This window comes from Streptoalloteichus hindustanus (assembly GCF_900129375.1).
GTDB lineage: Bacteria > Actinomycetota > Actinomycetes > Mycobacteriales > Pseudonocardiaceae > Streptoalloteichus > Streptoalloteichus hindustanus.
This window is the reverse complement of sequence record NZ_FQVN01000004.1, coordinates 604,613-624,984: the sequence shown is the minus strand read 5'-3', so window position 1 is coordinate 624,984 and position 20,372 is coordinate 604,613. Positions and strand designations below refer to the sequence as shown.

General features: G+C 73.2%; 20 protein-coding genes. 14 read left to right on the top strand and 6 right to left on the bottom strand.

The genetic code is table 11. The features are described 5' to 3' along the window. Positions 1-21: 21 nt before the first annotated feature. The 6 genes from pcaH to BUE43_RS15695 all read left to right on the top strand — a co-directional run bounded on the left by pcaH (position 22) and on the right by BUE43_RS15695 (position 7,247). Positions 22-828, top strand: coding sequence for a protocatechuate 3,4-dioxygenase subunit beta (gene pcaH / locus BUE43_RS15720; RefSeq protein ID WP_073483694.1), 807 nt, complete (start codon positions 22-24; stop codon positions 826-828). Continuing rightward, positions 825-1,421, top strand: coding sequence for a protocatechuate 3,4-dioxygenase subunit alpha (pcaG, locus tag BUE43_RS15715; protein ID WP_073483692.1), 597 nt, complete (start codon positions 825-827; stop codon positions 1,419-1,421). The genes pcaH and pcaG overlap by 4 nt, the downstream gene beginning before the upstream one ends. Before the next feature lie 145 nt (positions 1,422-1,566). Further along, positions 1,567-2,985, top strand: a complete 1,419-nt coding sequence (gene pcaB, locus BUE43_RS15710) for a 3-carboxy-cis,cis-muconate cycloisomerase (protein ID WP_407697125.1) — start codon at positions 1,567-1,569, stop codon at positions 2,983-2,985. Next, positions 2,982-4,253, top strand: a complete 1,272-nt coding sequence (gene pcaDC, locus BUE43_RS36100) for a bifunctional 3-oxoadipate enol-lactonase/4-carboxymuconolactone decarboxylase PcaDC (protein WP_073483690.1) — start codon at positions 2,982-2,984, stop codon at positions 4,251-4,253. Before pcaB ends, pcaDC begins: the two co-directional genes overlap by 4 nt. Beyond that, complete coding sequence (locus BUE43_RS15700) at positions 4,250-5,437, top strand: 4-hydroxybenzoate 3-monooxygenase (RefSeq protein ID WP_073483688.1); 1,188 nt, start codon at positions 4,250-4,252, stop codon at positions 5,435-5,437. Before pcaDC ends, BUE43_RS15700 begins: the two co-directional genes overlap by 4 nt. Positions 5,438-6,056: 619 nt before the next feature. Continuing rightward, on the top strand, positions 6,057-7,247 hold the full coding sequence (locus BUE43_RS15695; RefSeq protein ID WP_234995746.1) for a S8 family peptidase: 1,191 nt from the start codon (positions 6,057-6,059) through the stop codon (positions 7,245-7,247). Positions 7,248-7,405: 158 nt separating this feature from the next. On the opposite strand, the gene BUE43_RS15690 is transcribed toward BUE43_RS15695, so the two are convergent. Together BUE43_RS15690 and BUE43_RS15685 are read right to left on the bottom strand one after the other, a co-directional pair. Next, on the bottom strand, positions 7,406-7,723 hold the full coding sequence (locus tag BUE43_RS15690; RefSeq protein ID WP_073483684.1) for a hypothetical protein: 318 nt from the start codon (positions 7,721-7,723) through the stop codon (positions 7,406-7,408). Between the two features lie 134 nt (positions 7,724-7,857). Next, positions 7,858-8,517, bottom strand: a complete 660-nt coding sequence (locus BUE43_RS15685) for a response regulator (protein ID WP_073483682.1) — start codon at positions 8,515-8,517, stop codon at positions 7,858-7,860. A 184-nt stretch (positions 8,518-8,701) separates the two neighbouring features. Between BUE43_RS15685 and BUE43_RS15680 the strand changes: the two genes are divergently transcribed. The 5 genes from BUE43_RS15680 (at position 8,702) to BUE43_RS15660 (ending at position 14,306) form a co-directional block, all read left to right on the top strand. Next, on the top strand, positions 8,702-9,673 hold the full coding sequence (locus BUE43_RS15680) for an ABC transporter ATP-binding protein (RefSeq protein WP_073483680.1): 972 nt from the start codon (positions 8,702-8,704) through the stop codon (positions 9,671-9,673). Between the two features lie 3 nt (positions 9,674-9,676). After that, the gene (locus BUE43_RS15675; protein ID WP_073483678.1) at positions 9,677-10,462 is read left to right on the top strand and encodes an ABC transporter permease; all 786 of its coding nucleotides are present in this window, start codon (positions 9,677-9,679) and stop codon (positions 10,460-10,462) included. A 210-nt stretch (positions 10,463-10,672) separates the two neighbouring features. Then, positions 10,673-12,295 (top strand): sensor histidine kinase, encoded by a 1,623-nt coding sequence (locus BUE43_RS15670; RefSeq protein ID WP_200797527.1) that lies wholly within the window; start codon positions 10,673-10,675, stop codon positions 12,293-12,295. 142 nt (positions 12,296-12,437) lie between these two features. Next, a complete protein-coding gene (locus tag BUE43_RS15665; protein ID WP_234995745.1) occupies positions 12,438-13,490 on the top strand; it encodes a helix-turn-helix transcriptional regulator in 1,053 nt (350 codons plus the stop codon). Positions 13,491-13,553: 63 nt separating this feature from the next. Next, a complete protein-coding gene (locus BUE43_RS15660) occupies positions 13,554-14,306 on the top strand; it encodes a hypothetical protein (protein WP_083959713.1) in 753 nt (250 codons plus the stop codon). 9 nt (positions 14,307-14,315) lie between these two features. On the opposite strand, the gene BUE43_RS15655 is transcribed toward BUE43_RS15660, so the two are convergent. Together BUE43_RS15655 and BUE43_RS15650 are read right to left on the bottom strand one after the other, a co-directional pair. Beyond that, positions 14,316-15,392, bottom strand: a complete 1,077-nt coding sequence (locus tag BUE43_RS15655) for an NAD-dependent epimerase/dehydratase family protein (RefSeq protein WP_073483672.1) — start codon at positions 15,390-15,392, stop codon at positions 14,316-14,318. A 91-nt stretch (positions 15,393-15,483) separates the two neighbouring features. Next, a complete protein-coding gene (locus BUE43_RS15650; RefSeq protein ID WP_073483669.1) occupies positions 15,484-16,314 on the bottom strand; it encodes an oxygenase MpaB family protein in 831 nt (276 codons plus the stop codon). A 252-nt stretch (positions 16,315-16,566) separates the two neighbouring features. On the opposite strand from BUE43_RS15650, the gene BUE43_RS15645 reads away from it, so the two are divergent. Then, positions 16,567-17,451: an NAD(P)-binding domain-containing protein gene (locus BUE43_RS15645; RefSeq protein ID WP_143174181.1), complete on the top strand. Its 885-nt coding sequence runs from the start codon at positions 16,567-16,569 to the stop codon at positions 17,449-17,451. A gap of 97 nt (positions 17,452-17,548) precedes the next feature. Here the strand turns inward: BUE43_RS15645 and BUE43_RS15640 are convergent, their stop codons facing one another. After that, a complete protein-coding gene (locus BUE43_RS15640) occupies positions 17,549-18,811 on the bottom strand; it encodes an MFS transporter (RefSeq protein WP_073483666.1) in 1,263 nt (420 codons plus the stop codon). A gap of 88 nt (positions 18,812-18,899) precedes the next feature. On the opposite strand from BUE43_RS15640, the gene BUE43_RS15635 reads away from it, so the two are divergent. Further along, on the top strand, positions 18,900-19,280 hold the full coding sequence (locus BUE43_RS15635) for an ArsR/SmtB family transcription factor (protein ID WP_073483664.1): 381 nt from the start codon (positions 18,900-18,902) through the stop codon (positions 19,278-19,280). 206 nt (positions 19,281-19,486) lie between these two features. Here the strand turns inward: BUE43_RS15635 and BUE43_RS15630 are convergent, their stop codons facing one another. Beyond that, on the bottom strand, positions 19,487-19,906 hold the full coding sequence (locus tag BUE43_RS15630; RefSeq protein ID WP_200797526.1) for an HIT family protein: 420 nt from the start codon (positions 19,904-19,906) through the stop codon (positions 19,487-19,489). 215 nt (positions 19,907-20,121) lie between these two features. Between BUE43_RS15630 and BUE43_RS34220 the strand changes: the two genes are divergently transcribed. Beyond that, entirely contained in the window at positions 20,122-20,298 is a 177-nt protein-coding gene (locus BUE43_RS34220) for a hypothetical protein (protein ID WP_159447741.1), read from the top strand. Positions 20,299-20,372 lie beyond the last annotated feature (74 nt).

Genomic DNA, 20,372 nt, shown 5'->3' with positions numbered 1-20,372 from the left:
TTTTCGTCGAGGAGCCGTCCGATGAGCACGCCCCCGTCCCCACCGCCGGGGTCCTCCCCGGCCCTGGCCAGCCAGGCGGAGATCGACCGGGAGATCGCCGCGCAGTACCAGTCCTATGTGGACAGTCGTGCGGCCGGCGCGCCCGCGCGGCAGCACCCCGACCGGGACTACCCGCCCTACCGCAGCAGCGCGCTGCGCCACCCCAAGCAGCCCCTGGTGTCGGTGGGCGACCCGGAGGACGTGGAGCTCAGCGGCCCGGTCTTCGGCGTCACCGACGTGACCGCCCTGGACTCCGACCTGACCCGGCAGCACACCGGCGAGCCGCTGGGGGAGCGCCTCACGGTCACCGGGCGCGTCCTGGACCGCGACGGCCGCCCGGTGCGCGGGCAGCTCGTCGAGGTCTGGCAGGCCAACGCCGCCGGCCGCTACGCGCACCAGCGCGACGACCACCCCGCCCCGCTGGACCCCAACTTCACCGGCGTCGGCCGCTGCCTCACCGACGACGAGGGCCGCTACCGGTTCACCACGATCAAGCCGGGCCCCTACCCGTGGCGCAACCACCGCAACGCCTGGCGGCCGGCGCACATCCACTTCTCGCTGTTCGGCACGGCCTTCACGCAGCGCCTGGTCACCCAGATGTACTTCCCCGGCGACCCGCTCTTCCCGTACGACCCGATCCTGCAGTCGGTGACCGACGACGCCGCCCGGCAGCGGCTGGTCGCCAGCTACGACCACGACCTGTCGGTGCCCGAGTGGTCCCTGGGCTACCGCTGGGACATCGTCCTGGACGGCCCCGCCGCCACCTGGATGGAGGAAGGACGCCTGTGAGCCCGCTGCCGCCCACCCCGTCGCAGACGGTCGGCCCGTTCTACGGCTACGCGCTGCCCTTCCCGACCGGCGGGGAGATCGCCCCCGCCGGCCACCCCGACACGATCACCGTCCGGGGCGTGGTCCTGGACGGCGCCGGCCAGCCGATCCCGGACGCGCTGCTGGAGATCTGGCAGGCCGGACCGGACGGCGACCTGACCGGCCGGCCCGGCTCGATGCGCAGGGACCCCGTCACCGGGGGCTTCCTCGGCCGCGACGGCGTGGACTTCACCGGCTTCGGCCGGGTCGCCACCGACGCCGACGGCGGCTGGGTGGTGCGCACCCTCCCGCCCGGCCCGCACCGGCCCGGCGCCGCGCCCTACCTGTCGGTGTGCGTGTTCGCCCGCGGCCTGCTGCACCACCTGTTCACCCGGATCTACCTGCCCGAGCACGCCGACGCGCTGGCCGCCGACCCGGTGCTGGGCGCCCTGCCGCCCGAGCGCCGCGCGACCCTGCTCGCCGAGCGGGACCATGACCGCACGTACCGGTTCGACATCCGTCTCCAGGGCGGGGACGGAGGGCACGAGGAGACGGTCTTCCTTGCCTTCGCCTGACGAGCCTTCGCCTGACGAGCCTTCGCCTGACGAGCCTTCGCCTGACGAGCCTTCGCCTGACGAGCCTTCGCCTGACGAGCCTTCGCGTGACGGGCCTGCGCCTGACGTGCCTTCGCGGGAGGACGCGGCGGGCCACCCCGGCGACCTGCCGCCGGGTGCGGACCTCGGCCTGCTCTCGCCCATGCGGGCCGGGTCGGCGGTCGAGGCCGAGACCGGCGACGTCGCCTTCCTCCAGGCGATGCTGGACGCCGAGCTGGCGCTGACCCGGGCGCAGGCCCGGCTGGGGCTCGTCCCCGACTCGGCCGTGACCGCCGTCCAGTCCGCCGCCCGGGCCGAGATCTACGACCTGCGGGCGCTGGCCGTGCGCGCCCGCGCCGGCGGCAACCCGGTCATCCCGCTGGTCGCGGACCTCACCGCGGCGGTGAAGTGGCGCGACCCCGACGCCGCCGGCTCCGTCCACCTGGGCGCGACCAGCCAGGACATCCTGGACACCGCGGCGATGCTCGTGGCGCGCCGCGCCCTCGGGGTGGTCGTGGCGGACCTGGACCGCGTCGCCGCGGACCTCGCCGGGCTCGCCGCCGCCCACCGGGACACCGTCCTGCCCGGCCGCACCCTCACCCAGCACGCCGTGCCCACCACCTTCGGCCTCAAGGCCGTCGGGTGGCGGTCGCTGGTCCTGGACGCCCGCCGCCGGCTCGCCGCCACCCGGGACGCGCTGCCCGCGCAGCTCGGCGGGGCCGGCGGCACCCTCGCCGCGTTCCACGTGCTGGGGGAGGGGCACGGCGACGACCTCGGGCTGCGGCTGCTGGCCGCCTACGCCGAGGAGACCGGGCTCGCCGAACCCGCCCTGCCCTGGCACACCCTGCGCACGCCGGTCGCCGACCTCGGCGCGGCGCTCGCCCTGACCGCCGGCGCGCTCGGCAAGATCGCCGCCGACGTGCTGGTGCTCTCCCGCACCGAACTCGGCGAGGTCGCCGAGGGCGGTGGCGGCGGGTCCTCGGCGATGCCGCACAAGAGCAACCCGGTGCGCGCCACGCTGATCGCCGCGACCGCCCGGCAGGTCCCCGCCCTGGCCGCCGTGCTGCTCGGCGCGCTCGCCGCCGAGGACGAGCGGCCCGCCGGGGCCTGGCACGCCGAGTGGCAGACGCTGCGGGAGGCGTTGCGGCTCACCGGCGGGGCCGCCCGCGACGCCGCCGAGCTGGTCGCGGGGCTGGTGGTGCGCGCCGAACCCATGCGCGCCCACCTCGACCTCACCCAGGGGTTGATCGTCTCCGAGCGGGTGCGCCTCGCGCTGGCCCCCCTCGTCGGCGCCGCCAGGGCCAAGAAGCTGGTCACCGACGCCTCGCGCCGGGCGGCCAGCGAGGGCATCGGCCTGGCCGAGGCGTTGGCGGACGAGCCGGAGCTGGCCGCGCTGCCCCCGGGGCGGCTCGCCGACCTCACCGACCCCACCGCCTACCTCGGCTCGGCCCGTGCCCTGGTCGACCGCGCCCTGCTCGACGGCGCTCTGGTCGATCGGGCCCTCGCCGAGGAGCCGCAGTCCACCGCACGCCGGGAGAACTCGTGACCGCACTGCTCCACCACCGCCTCGACGGCCGGGAGGACGCCCCGCCCCTGATCCTCGGCCCGTCGCTGGGGACCTCCCTGGCCGTGTGGGAACCGCAGGTCGCCGCGCTCGCCCGACACCACCGCGTGCTGCGCTACGACCTGCCGGGCCACGGCTCCTCGCCGACCGCCGTGCTGCCCCGCCCCGAACCCGGGCGCACGACCGTCGCGGACCTGGCGCGGCTCGTCCTCGACCTCGCCGACCACCACGGCTGGGAGCGGTTCCACTACGTCGGGATCTCCCTCGGCGGCGGGATCGGCGCCCACCTCGCCGCGTACCACTCCGAGCGGGTCGCCTCGCTGGCGCTGGTCTGCTCCTCCGCCTGGTTCGGCGAGCCCACCGCGTGGCACGAGCGGGCGGCGTTGGTGCGTGGTGAGGGCGTCGAGTCGCTGGTGGCCTCCGCGCCCGCCCGCTGGTTCGCCGACCCCGCCACGGCCCGCGCGCCGCGGGGAGCCGCGCTGCTGGCCGACCTGGCCGCCGTCGACCCGGCCGGCTACGCCGCCTGCTGCGACGCGCTGGCCGGGTTCGACCTGCGGGCGGAGCTGGGCCGGATCGGCTGTCCGACCCTCGTCGTCGGCGGCCGCCGCGACGCGGCCACCCCGTCCGCGCACGCCCGAGAGCTGGCCGACGGCATCCCCACCGCCACCCTGACCGAGCTCGCCGGAGCGGCGCACCTCGCCGGGGTCGAACGCCCCGCCGCCCTCACCTCGGCCCTGCTCGCGCACCTGGACACCACCGACTCCAGCGACACCGACTCCAGCGACACCGGCACCACCGACGCGGACGCCACCAACACCGACGCGACCACCGACGCGGACCGGCACGCCGCCGGGATGCGGGTGCGGCGCGCGGTCCTCGGCGACGCCCACGTGGACGCCGCCGTCGCCCGCACCACCCCCTTCACCGCCGACTTCCAGGACCTCATCACCCGCTACGCCTGGGGCGAGATCTGGACCCGGCCCGGACTGGACCGGCGGGCCCGCAGCTGCGTCACCCTCACCGCGATGGTCGCCCACGGCCACCACGAGGAGCTGGCCATGCACGTGCGGGCCGCGCTGACCAACGGGCTCACCCGTGACGAGATCAAGGAAGTGCTGCTGCAGACCGCCGTCTACTGCGGGGTGCCGGCGGCCAACTCCGCGTTCGCCGTCGCCCAGCGCGTCCTCGCCGAGCTCGACGCCGCGTCGGCCGACCGAACCGTCACTGTCCACAAAGGAGTAACAGCATGACGCGTCCCCACCGGACCCGCGTCGGCGTCATCGGCGCCGGCCCCGCCGGTCTCCTCCTCGGCCACCTGCTGCACCGCGCGGGCATCGACACCGTCGTGCTGGAGGCGCGCACGCGCGACTACGTCGAACGTCGACAGCGGGCCGGCATCCTGGAGCAGGGGACGATCGACATCCTGCGTGCCTGCGGCGCCGGTGACCGGATGGACCGGGAGGGGCTGCGGCACGACGGCATCGAGCTGCGGTTCGACCGGCAGGCCCACCGGATCGACTTCCCCTCGCTCACCGGCGGCAGAGGGGTGATGGTCTACGCCCAGACCGAGGTCGTGAAGGACCTCATCGCGCTGCGCCTGGAGTCCGGCGCCCCGCTGCTGTTCGAGGCCGAGGCGGTGGCCGTGGAGGACTTCGACACCACCAGCCCGCGCGTCCGGTACCGGCACGAGGGCGACGAGCACGTCCTGGAGTGCGACGTGGTGGTCGCCTGCGACGGCTTCCACGGCATCGGCCGGCGGTCGCTGCCCGCCCACGCGCTCCAGGTCTTCGAGCGCGTCTACCCGTTCGCCTGGCTGGGCATCCTCGCCAGCGTGCCGCCCTCCTGCGAGGAGCTGATCTACGCCCACCACGAGCGCGGGTTCGCGCTGCACAGCATGCGCTCCCCGGAGGTCAGCCGGCTGTACCTGCAGGTCGCCCCGGACGAGGACGTCGACGCCTGGTCCGACGCCCGGATCTGGGACGAGCTGGCCACCCGCTTCGCCGTCGACGGCGACTGGGAGTTGGCCACCGGCCCGATCACCGACAAGGGCATCACCCCGATGCGCAGCTTCGTCGCCGAGCCGCTGCGCCACGGCCGGCTGTTCCTGGCCGGGGACGCCGCCCACATCGTCCCGCCCACCGGGGCCAAGGGCCTCAACCTGGCCGTCGCCGACGTCGCGCTGCTCGCCGAGCTGCTGCTGCGCTGGTTCTCCGAGGGCGACGAGGCCGCGCTCGACTCCTACTCGCGGCAGGCGCTGCGCCGGGTGTGGCGCGCCGAGCACTTCTCCTACCTGATGACCACGATGCTGCACCGCGACCCGGGGCAGGACTCCTTCGCGCACCGCCTCCAGCTCTCCCAGCTCCACTACACCGTCAGCTCCACGGCGGCGGCCACCACCCTGGCCGAGAACTACGTGGGCCTGCCCACCGTCTGATCGCTTCCCCCGCCCCGCCCCGTCCCGCCACTGTCCACAAAGGACAGTGGCGGGGCGCTTTCTCCCGCCAGGCGACTCCGCCGGCGAAATCGGCGCCCGCGTCCCCCGGGCGGGCTGGGTGGCGATGACGACGCCGCGTGGGCGTATTGTCGGTTTCCGTTCCCGGCCGTTGTTTCCGTCGTGAGGCTCCCCGTTCGGCGCGCTGTTGTTCCCGCGCCGGCAGATCAACGGCAGAAGGAACACCTCGACGTGTTCGCCGCCCGACGCTGGCCGTGGTGCGACTGTGTCTGGGCGCGGTGACAGGGAATGCGAACACACAGGTCGTGGTGGGCGCAGACGCGGTGGGGCCCGTTGTCGGGTTGATCGGCCAGCCCCTGATCACGAGGTGATCGCCGCGCCGCGCATCGCGCTTCCCCGGCCCCTCGTTTCTTTGCGTATCCCTAGTTAATTCGGATACCGATGTCCCGCATCGCCCTGTCGAGGACAGTCTGCCGGCGTGACCTTCCCCTGCAACTGCCCGGGTCACGCGCCGAGCGGACCGCTTTCGCCGGCGGGGCAAAAAGATGAGGGAGTTCGCTGCATGCATTCCTCGCGCAGTTCAACACGGAGGGCCTCGGCCGTGGGCGTGACGGCCGCGCTGGCCGCGCTCGCGTTCGGGGTGGCCTTCCCGTCCAGCGCCGCCGCGGCCGAGGGGCAGATCCGCGAGGCGAACGCGGCCGACTCGGTCGCGGGCAGCTACATCGTGCACTTCCGGGACTCCGCCGTCCTCGGGGCCGACCAGGTCGCCCAGAGCGCCCAGCGGATCGTGGCGCGGCACGGCGGAACGGTGTCGCACGTCTACGACGCGGTGGGCGGTTTCGCCCTGGAGGCCGACGAGGCCGCGGCCAAGCGGATCGCGGCCGAGCCCTCGGTCGAGTTCGTGGAGCAGGACAAGATCGTCAAGGCCACTGACGTCCAGAACAACCCGGTCTGGGGTCTGGACCGGATCGACCAGCGGAACCTGCCGCTGGACAAGAAGTACAACTACCCCGGCAGCGCCGGCGCCGGCGTCACCGTGTACGTCGTGGACACCGGCGTGGACGTCAACCACTCGGAGTTCCGCGGCCGCGCGAAGCACGGCTACGACTTCATCGACAACGACTCCGTCGCCCAGGACTGCAACGGGCACGGCACGCACGTCGCCGGCACGATCGCCGGGTCGACCTACGGTGTCGCGAAGAAGGCCAAGGTCGTCGGCGTGCGGGTGCTGGACTGCTCGGGCTACAGCCGCGGCAGTTCTATCGTGTCGGGCCTGAACTGGGTGGCGAGGAACGCCCAGAAGCCGGCCGTGGTCAACATGAGCCTGGCCGGCTCGGCCAGCGACTCGATGGACCGCGCCACCCGCGCCGTCATCAACGCCGGGGTCACCGTCGCGGTCGCGGCGGGCAACGACAACCGGGACGCCTGCAACGTCTCGCCGGCGCGGGTGCGGGAGGCGATCACGGTCGCGGCCAGCGACTCCGCCGACAAGCGGTCGATCTGGCGGGCGCCGAACGTGGCGTCCAACTACGGCCGGTGCGTCGACCTGTTCGCGCCGGGCAGCAACGTCCTCTCCGCCAAGCCCGGTGGCGGCACCGCGACGATGGGCGGCACCTCGATGGCCAGCCCGCACGTGGCCGGCGCCGCCGCCCTGTACCTGGGCCTGTCCGGCAACGCGGGCAAGTCCCCGGCGCAGGTGGCCGACGCCATCCTCGCCGACACGACCCCCAACAAGATCAGTGACGTGAAGGGCTCGCCGAACAAGCTGCTCCACGTCGGCTCCCGCCGCTGAGGCTCCCGCCGCTGACGGGAAGGACGCCGTTGGGATGCCTCCGCGTCGGCATCCCGACGGTTTCCGTCGTGTCCGTCCTCGGCGCGGAGGCCGCGCCCACCTCCCGGATCAGTCCACTGTGGACCAGTCGGGAGGTGGGCGCGCGCCCGGGTCGGGGCTCAGGCGGTCAGGGCCGTCGCCAGCCAGCCCAACGACGCCCCGAACTCCTGGATCTCGCTGGGGTGGTGCGGCTGGCACGCCCACGTGATCAGGTCCCGGTCCGCCACCAGGTCCGCCGCGCGCCGGCGGGCTTCCTCCTGGTCGGGCGGTGACGCCCGCAGCGCGTCGCGGAGGCGGATGACGGGCTCGACCAGGGGGATGAGCTCAGCCGGCGGGCGGTTGCCCGGGGTGAAGACCCGCTGAGCGCTCTTGAGCACCATCATCGCGGCCAGCCACGAGCTCTCCCAGGTGCCGGTCTCGTCGTTCGGCGGTCGCATGAGGCCAGCCTAGAGATCGACCGCCATCCCGACAGGCACAAGCGCACAACCCGCTCTCCGACAGGGGAGACAGGGGGAGAGGGGAGCGGGCGCGTCAGCGGCGCTGGCCCGTCGTGCTGGCCCGTCGTGCTGGTTCAGGCGAGGCCGTCGACCAGTCCCGCCTCGTGGGCGACGATCGCCGCCTGGACCCGGTTGCGCACGCCGAGCCGGCTCAGGATCGTGCTGACGTGGGCCTTGACGGTCCCCTCCACGAGGTGCAGCCGCCGCGCGATCTGCCCGTTGGACATGCCGGAGCCGAGCAGCACCAGCACCTCGCGCTCCCGGTCGGTGAGCTGGTCGACGGGATGCCGGCTGGGAGTGCCCGCGCCCATCCGCCCGGCCCGCAGGCCCGCGATCACCCGCGCCGCCACCCGGGGGGAGAGGTACGCCCCGCCGCCGGCCACGGCCCGCACCCCGGCCTTGAGGTCGTCGGGGTCGTCGGACTTGAGCAGGAAGCCGTCGGCGCCCTCGTGCAGGGCGCGCGCGATGAACTCGTCCTCGCCGAAGGTGGTCAGCATGATCACCCCGGTCCCGGGCCGGGTGCGGTGGATCTCGGCCGCCGTGGTGAGACCGTCCACCGCGGGCATCTGGATGTCCAGCAGGGCGACGTCCGGGCGGTGCTGGTGGACCCCCTCGACCGCCTCCCTGCCGTTGGCGGCCTCGGCCACGACCTCGATCCCGGGGTCGCTGGCCAGGATGGCGCGCACCCCCGCGCGGATCATGGCCTCGTCGTCGGCCAGCAGCACCCGGATCACCGCGGTCCCCCTCCGTCCACTGTGGTTCGCGACCCGAGCCTAGGTCAGCGCCGCGCGGGGACCCGCCACCCGTCGTGCGGGCGACCTGACGAAGGTCAGGGTGGTCCCTGGCGATCGACCGATGTGGGCGGACCCCCGGTCTCCCTAGCGTGACGACCACTGCGGGACCGACGAGAGGCGTCACATGATCACCTTGCGGGGGCTGACGAAGCGCTACGGCGACACCGTCGCCGTCGACAACCTCACACTCGACGTCCGGGAGGGTCGGGTCACCGGTTTCCTCGGCCCGAACGGCGCCGGCAAGTCCACGACCATGCGGATGATCCTGGGCCTGGACCGGCCGTCGCGGGGCGAGGCGCTGATCGGCGGCCGGCCCTACGCGGCGCTGCGGCACCCGGTGCGCGAGGTCGGCGCGCTGCTGGACGCGAAGGCGCTGCACCCGGCGCGGTCGGCGCGCGACCACCTCCTGGCGATGGCGCGCAGCAACGGCATCCCGGCGCGTCGGGTCGACGAGGTGCTGGAGACCGTCGGCCTGGCCAAGGTCGCGCGCAGGCGGGCCGGCGGCTTCTCGCTGGGCATGTACCAGCGCCTCGGCGTGGCCGGCGCGCTGCTCGGCGACCCCCGGGTGCTGATCTTCGACGAGCCGGTCAACGGGCTCGACCCGGACGGCGTCCGGTGGATCAGGGAGCTCACCAGGAACCTGGCCGACGAGGGGCGGACGGTCTTCCTGTCCAGCCACCTCATGAGCGAGATGCAGCTGACGGCGGACCAGCTCGTCATCATCGGCCGCGGCACGCTGCTCGCCAACACCTCGATGAGCGAGTTCCTCGCCAACAGCGCGGCCACGGCGGTCCGGGTGCGCGGGCCGGAACCGGGAAGCATCGCGATGTTGCGCCACCGCCTCGAAAGCCACAGCGCCGACCCGGCGGTGCGGGTGGATGTCGTCTCCGACACCGAGTTGGTGGTTCGCGGCACGACCGTCGAGTTCGTGGGCGATGTGGCGCATGCCCTCGCCGTGCGCCTGCACGAACTCCGCACCATGTCGGCCTCGCTGGAGCAGGCCTACATGGAACTGACCGCCGAGAGCGTCGAGTACGCCGTGCCCGGCTCCACGGCCGGCGCGAACCCCTCGCCGCGACAGGAAGCGCAGGTGTGACCGATGAGCACGATCACAAGTCCACAGAGGACACTGGGCAGGCCCCGCGGCGGCGGGCTGGCCGGCGCGGTCGCGTCGGAGTGGACCAAGCTGTGGTCGGTGCGCAACCCCTGGGGCTGCGTCGTCGCCGGTCTCGGCCTGATGAGCGTCTTCACCTACTACTACGCCGCGATCGCGCGCATCAACCACAAACCGATCCAACCGGTGGCCAACGCGCCGGTCACGGCGGTGATCCTGGTCCAGTTCGTCGTCGTCGCGCTCGCCATGACGATGGTGACCAACGAGTACGCCAACGGCAGCGTGCGCGCCACGCTGCTGTGGGTGCCGGTGCGGGCGCGCATGCTGCTCGCCAAGACCCTGGTCGCCGGGGGAGTGTCGTTCGTCCTCGGGCTCGTGCTGGGCGTCCTCGGGGTGGCGATCGCCTGGCCGGCCTTCGGCGGGCACGCGACGTTCGGGCTCGGCGAGGTGGCGTCCCAACTGCTGAAGATGAGCGCGTACCTGGCGTTGGTCGCGGTGCTCACCGTGGGCACGGCGGTGGCGTTGCGCTCGGAGGCCAGCACGTTCGCCGCGGTCTTCTTCCTGCTCGCCGCGCTGCCGACCGTGCTCGTCGGCATCGGTGGGGAGTTCCTGACCACGGTCAACGACGCTCTGCCGCAGAGCGCCGGCAACCACTTCGCGTTGGGGCACACCGATCCCTACCCGCCGGAGGTCGGCTTCTGCGTCGTCCTGGGCTGGGCGGTCCTGGCGCACGTCGTCGGCTTGACCGTGCTGCGACGGCGCGACGCCTGATCCCGGGACGACGTCGCGTTGGCGGAGGGCGCCGCCCACACGGCGTGTGGCGCCCTCCGCCTGTCCGAAGGGTGCTCGCCGTCGCTCCACACAGGACAGTCCCGGAAAGCGGGGCCGCGCGGCACATGTTGGGTTCGCCGCAGTGAAATGCCAGGTCACCAGTGGTGGAGTCGGGGAGTGGGCATGCCGGGACTCTGTACTGTCCCCAAGGTGAACCCTTCGGCGAACGCGCCCGGCCCGCCGGGAGAATCCCGCCGTCACCGGGTGCGGGACGCGGTCCTGTGGCTGGTGTTCGTCGCCGTCGGCGTGCTGTGGTACCGGGACGCCCACGACTCCTCGCTGTGGCTCGACCTCGTGCTCCCGGTGACCGTCCTGGCGGTCGCGGTGCCGGTCAGCAGGCGCGCGCCGGTCGTCGCGTTGGGACTGGCGACCCTGGTGACCGCGCTCGGCCTGTCGCACCCGGTCAGCCCCGCCACCCCGTACGTTCTCGCGCTGGCCGCGATGAGTTACCTGCTGGGCGCGAGATCGGCCGACCACCGGCGGGCGCTCGTCGCGATCGCCGCCTGTGTCGCCTTCGCCCTGGTGCTCTGCGCGCTGCTCCGGGTCAGCATCCTGGCGTGGTTCTTCATGACCGCGGTGCTGCCGGTGGCGTTGGTTCTGCCGTGGTTGGTCGGCCGGTACCGCCGCGCCCAGCGGGAGCTGGTGCGGGGTGGTTGGGAGCGCGCGGAGAGCCTGGAGGCGCGGCAGCGCGAGGCCGAGGAGCAGGCCCGGCTCCGGGAGCGCACCCGCATCGCGGCGGACATGCACGACTCGCTGGGGCACGCGCTGAGCCTGATCGCGCTGCGGGCCGGCGCGCTCCAGGTCTCACCGGCGCTCACCCCCGAGGACAGGGCGAAAGCGCGGGAGCTGCGCGCCGCCGCCTCCGACGCCGTCGAACACCTGCGGCAGACGATCAGCGTGCTGCGCGACGGCGCGGAGCCGGACTCCGGCGTCCCCGCCGACGAGACGGTGGAAGCGCTGGTCGACCGCGCCCGGGCCTCCGCCGTCGAGGTGGAGTTGCGCCGCGTCGGCGAGGTGCCCGAACTCGCTGCCCAGGTCGACCGCGCCGTCTACCGGATCGTCCAGGAAGGACTCACCAACGCCACCAAGCACGCGCCGGGGGCGCCGGTGACCGTCGAGATCATCCACTCACCGGACGCTCCCGGCGAGACGACCGTCCGAGTGGTCAACGCGGCGCCTGCCGAAGGGCCGCTGACCGGCCTCGTTCCCGGCAACCACGGCCTGGTCGGGCTGCGGGAACGGGTCGACCTGGTCGGCGGAGCCCTGCGGGCCGGCGCGCACGCGGGCGGCTTCGAGCTGGTCGCCACGCTGCCGAACCAGCCGGTGTTCCCCAGCCAGAAGGCCGGGGACGCCCGGGGCCGCGCCCTGCCTTCCGAATCCACGCGCCAACTCGCCCGCGCGCGCCGTCGGGTCCAGCTCAGGTTCGTGCTGGCGTTCGCTGCCCCGGTGGTCACCGGCGGGGTCATGGCCGTCTCCGCCGTGTTCTTCGCCTACCAGATGCTCACCTGCGTGCTGCGGCCCGCCGACTACGAGGCCGTGGGAGTGGGGCAGGAGCGCGCGGAGTTCGCGGCGGTGCTGCCTGCCCAGCAGTTCCGGTACGTCCGCCAGGACATGCGGTCGGCCCCCGCCCCGACGGGTTCGGCCTGCGAGTACTACCGCTCGAACGGCAATCCCTTCGAGGAAGTCGACGTGTACCGCCTGTGCTTCGTGGACTCCCGCCTGGTGGCCAAGGACGTGCTGTCCGCCGGGAGCCCTGACCGCTCACCGCGTTGACGTCCTTCTTCGCTCGGTCAACGGAAATCGTTGGAAGGATGATTTCAGTGCCGATCGAAACAATCTTCTTTTCGCCCGGCGGAAGCGCGTTGGGGAGGGGCGTTGTGGCGGCTGGTGAGGGCCGACCAGACTGGAGCGTGTGGTGCGGTCGGCGGATCGGTTGCTGCGTGACCTGACGGTGGCTGCCCGGCAGGGGGCGAGTTCGGGGGAGTTGGGCGAGGCGGTCTCGCGGGCGGTCGCCCCCGTGGTGGCGCACGACGCCCTGCGGCTGGTGGGGACCAGCCCGGCCGCCGGTTTCGGGCCGGCGTCGTTCAGCTTCTGGCACGGCTACGAGCCGGATTTCGGCCGGGCGTTGATGCGCAACTGCTACCTGGGCAACGACCCGTGCCTGGTGGAGGACCTGGTCCTGCGGCCGGTGCCGGCGGGCGTGGTGGGTGGCCGGGGGCGTGACGGACAGCGGGACCGGTTGGCGCGGCGGCTGTTCGCCCACCACGGCGTGGGCGGTGAGTTGCGCCTGGTGTTGCGGGACCACGTGGGTGTGTGGGGGACGCTCGGCCTGTTGCGGGCGCAGGGCGGCAGGCCGTTCGATGGCGACGACGTGGCCCGGGCGGCGCGTCTGGGGCCGACGCTCATGGCGGTGCTGCGGGGCTACGTCACCTCGGCTCCGCTCACGTCGCCTCTGCCGACGCTGTCGCCGGGGGTGCTCGTGGTCGGCCCCGACCACCTGATCCGGGCGGCCACGCCGGAGGCGCACCGGTGGCGGGACCAGCTCCAGGACCACCAGCGGGCGCCGGGGTTCACCGGCGAGGTGTTCTTCGCCGGCATGTCGGCGCAGGCCCGCAAGCACGCGCGGGACCCGCGCGCGCAACCCGCCTTGGTGGTGGGGCCCGCCGCGAGCTACGGCCGTTGGATCGCCTGCCACGGGCAGCCGTTGGGCGATGCCACCACGGGGGACGTCGCGGTCGTGATCCAGGCCGCGACCGTCGAGCAGCGCCTGCCGTCCTTCTGCGACTGGTACGGCATCACCGCGCGCGAACGTCAGGTCATGGCGTTCCTCTGCGACGGCTCCGCCCCGAAGCAGATCGCCCGTGGTCTCGATCTGTCGCTGCACACGGTGAACGGCCACCTGCGGGCCCTGTTCCGCAAGACCGGGGCCAGCGGCCGGGACGAACTGCTCGTCGCCGTGACCGGCTGAGCACGGCGGAGCGTGTCCACAGAGGACTGATTAGGGCGCGGCGGGCCGGGAAACCCGTCCGGCGTGACTGACGAGTCGTCGACGGGGAAAGCCCGTGTCCTGCGGCCCTCCTGGTGGGTCGCGGGCGCGTTCGACGTCCTGGCGCGCCTGCGGCGTGCCCGCGCGTTCCACCCGCGCGGGCTGTTCCTCGCCGGCGAACTGACCGTGGAGGAGGGCGCGGGGCTGGCGCTGCCCGCCGGAACCCGACCGGTGATCGCCCGCATGTCCAAGGGGGTCGGCACTCCCGGGGGCCGGCCGGACGTGTTGGGCCTGGCCGTGCGCGTCCCACCCTGGGCGGGGCAGGAGCGCCCCTGGGATCTCCTCCTGTCCAGCACCGGAGCGGGGCAGCGCTCCCGGCTCCTGCCGATCCCGGCCCGGAGCTGGGGCAGCGCCCGTTACGGCAGCCTCGCCCCCTACCTGCTGGACGGGCGTCGGGTGTGGGTGCTCGCCGTGGCGCGGGATCTGGAGGTGGGGGAGCCGGCCTCCCTGGAGTGGCTGGAGCGGCGGGTGGCTGCCGCGCCTGTGCGGTTCACGCTGCACGTCGTGTGTCCCGGGCTCCCAGCTCGTCAGGTCGCCAGCCTGACGTTGCGCGTGGTCCCGTCTGGTCTGGCGGAGCACGAGGTGCGCTTCGACCCGGTCGTCAACTGCCTGCCGGACCTGCCGATGGTCCCGCGCTGGCTGCGGTGGGTGCGGCGGTTCGCCTACCAGGGGAGTCGGCGGGGTCACCGCGCCCCCGCCGACTCGCTGCGACGCGTCCCGCCAGGGCCAGGGGAGTGACCTGGTCGGTCAGGGGCGCTTGCCCACCCCGGTCACCAGCTCCTGCACCCGGCCGCCGGGCACTTCGGGCACCAGCGGCGGGGTGGGCATGCCCGCCTGGTTCCGCAGACCGTTCAGGAACTCCTCGATCGCCTCGCGGGCGCTGTGCCGGGGCATCCACCCCAGGTCCCGGCGCGCCCGGCCGGTGTCCATGATCGGCAGGCGCAGCACCGCGTCGAGCAGTTGGGGCGAGGCGGGGAGCAGGTGGAGGTGCCAGGCGGCGGACACGGCCGCGCGCAGGAACGGCGTGGGCACCCGCACGGTCCGGGCGTGCAGGATGTCGGCCAGCAGCTTGGGGTCGACCACGGGTTCGGCGGCGAGGTTGAAGGCCCCGCGCACCGGCTTGAGCGCGGCCAGCCGGTAGGCCTCGGCGACGTCGGCGGTGTGCATGGCCTGGAACCGCAGCCCGGGGAGGTTGGGCACCACCGGCACGTTGGCGGCGCGGACGAGGCGGTTGGGCAGCAGCGGCCCCGCGAACAGGCGGCGTTGTTCGCTGGCGGACTCGCGTTTGAAGATGAAGCCCGGGCGCAGCCGCACCAGGCGGGTGTCGGGGTTGGCGAGCTCGAAGACGTCGAGCACGCGTTCCAGGTAGGCCTTCTCGCGGGTGTAGCCGGCGGTGGGCCAGCCGTGGGTCGGCCACGTCTCGTCGACCGCCCGGTCCTTGGGGCCGGGGGAGTAGGCGCCGACGGAGGAGGCGTGGACCAGCGCGGGCACGTCGGCCCGGGTGACGGCCTCGAAGACGCGGATGCCGCCGTGCACGTTGACCCGCCAGGTGGTGACCGGGTCGTGGGTGGGCTGGAACAGCCAGGCCAGGTGGATGACGACGTCGGCGCCGCGGAACAGGGGGACCAGGTCGTCCTTGCTGATGTCGGCCCGCGCCCACTCGGTCTTGGGGGCCTCCCACTCGGGCAGGCGGCGGGCGAGGCCGAGGACGGACTTCACCGCCGGGTCGCGGCCGAGCGCGCTGACGACGCTGGTCCCGACGTTGCCGGTGGCGCCGACCACCACGACCCTGATGCCGCCGACGCGACCCTGCTCGGTTGCCATCCTGTGCCTCCTCCGCGCCGACGGGACGTCTGCCACGGGGCCGGAGTACCCGAGGAACGGCGTGGTGACTCCTCGCGGTCGGGCGGCGGGGTCAGGGCTTGCGCGCCGCGTCGCCCGGTTCGGGCGGCAGGCCGTGGCCGGTGTCGGAGATCGTCCGCACGCGGGGGCGCAGTGTCCGCTGGAGGAGCGCGGCGGCGCGCAGGGCCGCGTGCAGGCCGAGTTCGGTGACGCGCGGGACGGGGCCGCCGCCCACGGCCGTGCGCAGCGGCGGGTCCAGCAGCGCGGGCCCCACGCGGCGCATTACCGGCCGCAGCGGACGGGGAACCCTGTCCTCCAACAACCGCTGGGAGGCGCGCATCAACTGCCGGGCTTCGGGTGTGGGGGCGAAGTGCACGGTTTGGTAGGCGTCGAACCACTTTCCGAAAGACGCGTAGGAGTCCGGGATATCGCGCAGCCTCATGAGATGCCCGAGCCGGGTGTGGAAGCGGTGCGCCGCCCGGATCTCGACGTCGGTGAGGTCCCGCCAGCCGTAACGGGAAATCCAGCGCAGCGGAACGAGGAGTGTGGCGCCGAGAACGAAGAGGTGGTCGTTGTGGGTGGCCGGCAGGGCGTGGTGCGCCCGGTTGAGGCGGCGCAGCGCCGCGCGTCCGGCCGGGTGGTCGAAGCCGTGCTCGATGAGCGTGAACATGACGGCCCCGGTGGCCTTGGCGCGCTGCCGGGTGTGGTGGGTGATCTGGCCGGTCCCGGCGAGGATCGCGGCGACGCGCGGGATGCCGTAGGTCTGGTAGAAGGCCAGGTTGAGGCCGAGGCGCGCCTGCCAGGGGAACTCGGTCAGCATCGTGGCCCGGTAGATGGCGTGGTACTCCCGGTCGGGGTCCAGCCGTGCCAGGTGGCGGAGGTCGCGGTAGCGGTCGGTGCGCACGTGTCTCCCCGGTCGGTCGCCTGCCGTGCGGCAGTGTTCGGGGAGGAGGCGGCCGCGTCAATCCCGGTTCACGGAGCAACTCCGGAGCACTGGCGGAATGCGAAGGACACGGCACCCCTTGTGACCTGCTCACGATCCTGGAAGTAAGTGCTTACCTGATTGTGCGTGGTTGACGCTTCCACCACCTGCCCCAAAACTGGGAACAGGCCGGCCCGGAACCATTCAGGAAACACTCTCTGACAGGAGAAACACGTGAGCAGTCAGGCACCGGTGACCGTGCTCGGCCTCGGCGCGATGGGTCGCGCGCTGGCCCTGGCCTTCCTGGCCGCCGGCCAGCCGACCACCGTGTGGAACCGCACCGCCGCCAAGGCCCAGGACCTGACGGCGCACGGCGCGGTCGCCGCCGGTTCGGTCGCCGAGGCGGTGACCGCGAACCAGATCGTGGTGGTCTGCCTGCTGGACTACGGCACGGTCCGGGAGACCCTGGAGCCGGTGGCGGCGGAGCTGCGCGGCCGGACCGTCGTCAACCTCACCAACGGCACCCCGGCGCAGGCCGACGAGATGGCCGCGTGGATCACCGGCCTGGGCGCGGAGTACCTGGACGGCGGCATCATGGCCATCCCGGCGACCGTGGCCACCCCGGAGGCCTTCGTCCTCTACAGCGGCCCGGAGTCGGTCTTCCAGGAGCACCGGGCGGCGCTGGAGGCGCCCGCCGCGGCCAAGTACCTCGGTGAGGACTTCGGCCTGGCCTCCCTCTACGACCTGGCGCTGCTCAGCGGCCACATGCAGATGCTCGACGGGTTCCTGCACGGCGCCGCCATGGCCACCTCGCGCGAGGGCGGCACGGCCACCGGCTACGCCGAGCTGCTCGTCTCCTGGCTGAAGAGCATGATCGCGGTGATCCCGGCCATCGCCGCCGACATCGACGCCGACCGGAAGTCGGGGACGCCGCCCCAGATCGCGCAGGGGCTCGACGTCCAGCTCGCCGGTGTGGGCAACATCCTCACCGCCTCCCGCGAGGCCGGCGTGGACACCGCCCCGCTGGACCCGTACATGGCCGGTGTCGAGGGCCTCGCGGCCGCGGGGCAGGACCTGTGGAGCGGCCCGGCTCGGGTGCGTCAGCTCAAGGGCGAGTGACGCACCCTTCGCCGGGTGACGGTGCTGGCACAGCCTTGGGCGAGGTCCTGTGCCAGCACCGTGTTCCTCGTTCTTCCCGTTCGGTGCTGGGCCGGGTTCAGGCGGGTTCGGCCAGTCGGCGGCGGGCGGCGAGGACCACGACGCCGCCCGTGGCCGCCAGCAACGCGAGGAACACGCCGAAGGTCGTCGCCCCGGCCGTCAGGCCCACGGCGTCGCTGAGGTAGCCGGCCGCCACCGGCAGCGCGCCCGCCGGCACGTACCCGCAGACGTTGAGCGCGGCGTTGGCCTCGGCCAGCCGGCGTGGCGGGACCGCGGAGTTGAGCAGGGACAGGCCGCCGAGCTGGCCCATGCCCTGGCCCGCGCCGGCGAGCACCGCGGCGGCGACCAGGACCGGGACCGACAGGGTGTGCACCGCGACGACGAGCACGACCATGCTGGCGGTGGTGCCCACCGCGCCCGCGACGAGGATCGTGGGCCGGCGAAGGCCCCGCACCGCGAACTGGGCGAGCGCGGCGGAGGCGAACGCCACGAAGGCCAGCGACCCCGAGGCCACGCGGCTGGTGGAGCCCAGCAGGCTGGCCAGCAGGGACGGGCCGAGCGAGACCACGAAGGACGTCGCGGTGAGGCCCGGGGCGAACACGGCGACGCCGAGCGCGAGACGCGCGCCCGTGCCGCGCGGCACTCGCGGAACGCGCACCCAGGCGCCGGAGGCGGGCGCGGCGGGCCGCCGCAGCGGCAGGGCCAGGGTCGTGAGCAGCGCGGTCACCAGCAACCCCGCCTCGACGACGAACACCGTGACGGTGGGCGCCGGCAGCGCCTCGGACAGGACTCCGGCGAGGAGCGGCCCCGTGCCGGCGCCGAGCACGGTCCCGGTCGAGGCCAGCAGGGCGGCCAGCCGCGCGCGGCCCGGTCCGGCCACGTCCGAGACCGCCGCCATGCCGCCGGAGACGACCGCGCCGATGGCGACGCCGGTGAGCAGCCGGGCCGCGACCAGCGCGGCGACCGACGACGCCGTCGCGTAGATCACGCAGGTCGCCAGGGCCAGGGCGATCGCGGGCAGCAGCACGGGCCGGCGGCCCCACCGGTCGGCGGCGACGCCGGACACCAGCAGGGACGCCAGCAGCCCGACCATGTAGCTGGCGAAGATGACCGTCAGCGTGCCCTTCGAGAAGCCGATCTCGCGCTGCCAGAGCACGTACAGCGGTGTGGCCGCGTTGGACAGGACGAACACCGCGACGACCGGCCACGCCGCCAGCCACACCCACCGCGTCGGGGCCGGGGGAGTGGACGCGGTCGCGTCGCCGTCGTCCCGTGGTCGCTCCGCGCGTGGTTGCGCCAGCGCTGTCGTGCTCTTCGCCATGGCTCCCCCAGTGAGCTCTTGTACGAGTTTTTTCGAACTTAGCACCTAGTACGATGAAACTCGTACAAGAGGACCGGGAGGAGTCGACATGCCCTCGACCACGCGGCAGCGGTTCGTCATCCGGGAGGTGCCGGAGCCGGCGGGAGCTCCGGCCCCGCTGCCCGAGCCGGCGGTCGCCGACCTGCGACTGGAAACGGTGATGGCGGCGCTGAGCGACCCCCTGCGCCTCCAGGTCGTGCGCAAGCTCCTCCTGGACCGCGAGGAGTTCGACCACCCCTGCGGCTGGTTCGGGTTCGACCGCCCGAAGTCCTCGCTCACCCACCACTTCCGGGCACTGCGCGAGGCCGGTCTCATCCGCCAGCGCCAGTACGGCCTGGAGCGCCGCAGCCACGTCCGCGTCGAGGACCTCAACGCGCGCTTCCCCGGCCTGCTAGAACTGGTCATGGCCTGGACGCCCGACCAGGACTGAACTTCCCGCCTCCTCTGTCCTCTGAGGACTGTCCTCAGAGGACACCTTGCGCTGCCGTCGCCATCGAAGTCGTTGCCGCGAAGGCTTCAGTGCTGACTAAAACAAATCACCCCAGATGGACCGGCACCTACCCCGAAAATCCATGCGCCTCACGGCGCATCCAGCAGGGACACTGCCCGGCGCGGGTTGCAGCAGCAGGAGACTTGTCACGCGCCGAACAGGGCGCGAACGCGCTCGGCGACCTCCCGCATCTCCTCCTCGGGGCGCGGCGGGAAGTCCTTGCTGGACTGCATGATCGCGCCGCTGTCCAGCCTCGTCTCGACCACCTCGCCCCGGATCATGTGGTCGTTGAGCGGCCCGCCCCGGTGGTGCGGGGCCAGGTGCACGTGCAGGTGGTCGAACGACCCGCCGAAGACGTACACGTACACCAGCTCGGCCTCCGCCGCCTCCCTGACCGCCCGCGAGCACTCCGCGAGCACGGCCCCGAAGGTCACCGCCTCCGCGCCGTCGAGCTCGTGCACGTACCGGATGTGCCGCTTCGGCTCCAGATAAGAGAACCCGGGCACCTCACCCACGACCGCCGTCGTCAAGCGCCACAACGAGTCCTCCCAGACCTGCACCCGCATCAGCTCCGAATCCGCCTCAACCCCACGGCAGAGCAGACAACTCGACATCCGCACCAGCTCCTCATCCGATTCCCCTGGGTAGGGGTTCCGGTAGTTTTCGCGCTGTAGGCAACGTTTTGCGGTCTGACCTGCGGTGATGCGTTCCCGGTGCTGGGCCGGTTGATCGACTGGGGATGATGTTGCTCGTCAGCGTCCTGGAGTGTTCGGGGTGATGGGTGGCGACGCAGTTCTTCTCCCCGGCGGAGATCCGCAAGCTGGAGTCCTGGCCGGTGGAGTCCGGCCGTGACGAGCTGGTCCAGCACTTCACGCTGACCCCGGAGGAGCCGGTGTGCGTTGATGCACAGCAGCAATGCCTCCTCGACCACTCGCACCACGGCTTCGATCTGGGTTGAGCAGCGGTCGATGGCTTGTTGTGCTCCTGCCAGCTCGCGGGTGATGCGTTCCTGCTCGGACTTCAGCACGTCGA

Coding starts and splice junctions, on each gene's coding strand:
- BUE43_RS15690 (WP_073483684.1), bottom strand. CDS start 7,723: ATGCGACCGCCGAACGACGAGACCGGCACCTGGGAGAGCTCGTGGCTG.
- BUE43_RS15680 (WP_073483680.1), top strand. CDS start 8,702: ATGATCACCTTGCGGGGGCTGACGAAGCGCTACGGCGACACCGTCGCC.
- BUE43_RS15630 (WP_200797526.1), bottom strand. CDS start 19,906: ATGCGGGTGCAGGTCTGGGAGGACTCGTTGTGGCGCTTGACGACGGCG.
- BUE43_RS15675 (WP_073483678.1), top strand. CDS start 9,677: ATGAGCACGATCACAAGTCCACAGAGGACACTGGGCAGGCCCCGCGGC.
- BUE43_RS15640 (WP_073483666.1), bottom strand. CDS start 18,811: ATGGCGAAGAGCACGACAGCGCTGGCGCAACCACGCGCGGAGCGACCA.
- pcaH (WP_073483694.1), top strand. CDS start 22: ATGAGCACGCCCCCGTCCCCACCGCCGGGGTCCTCCCCGGCCCTGGCC.
- BUE43_RS15700 (WP_073483688.1), top strand. CDS start 4,250: ATGACGCGTCCCCACCGGACCCGCGTCGGCGTCATCGGCGCCGGCCCC.
- BUE43_RS15655 (WP_073483672.1), bottom strand. CDS start 15,392: ATGGCAACCGAGCAGGGTCGCGTCGGCGGCATCAGGGTCGTGGTGGTC.
- BUE43_RS15635 (WP_073483664.1), top strand. CDS start 18,900: ATGCCCTCGACCACGCGGCAGCGGTTCGTCATCCGGGAGGTGCCGGAG.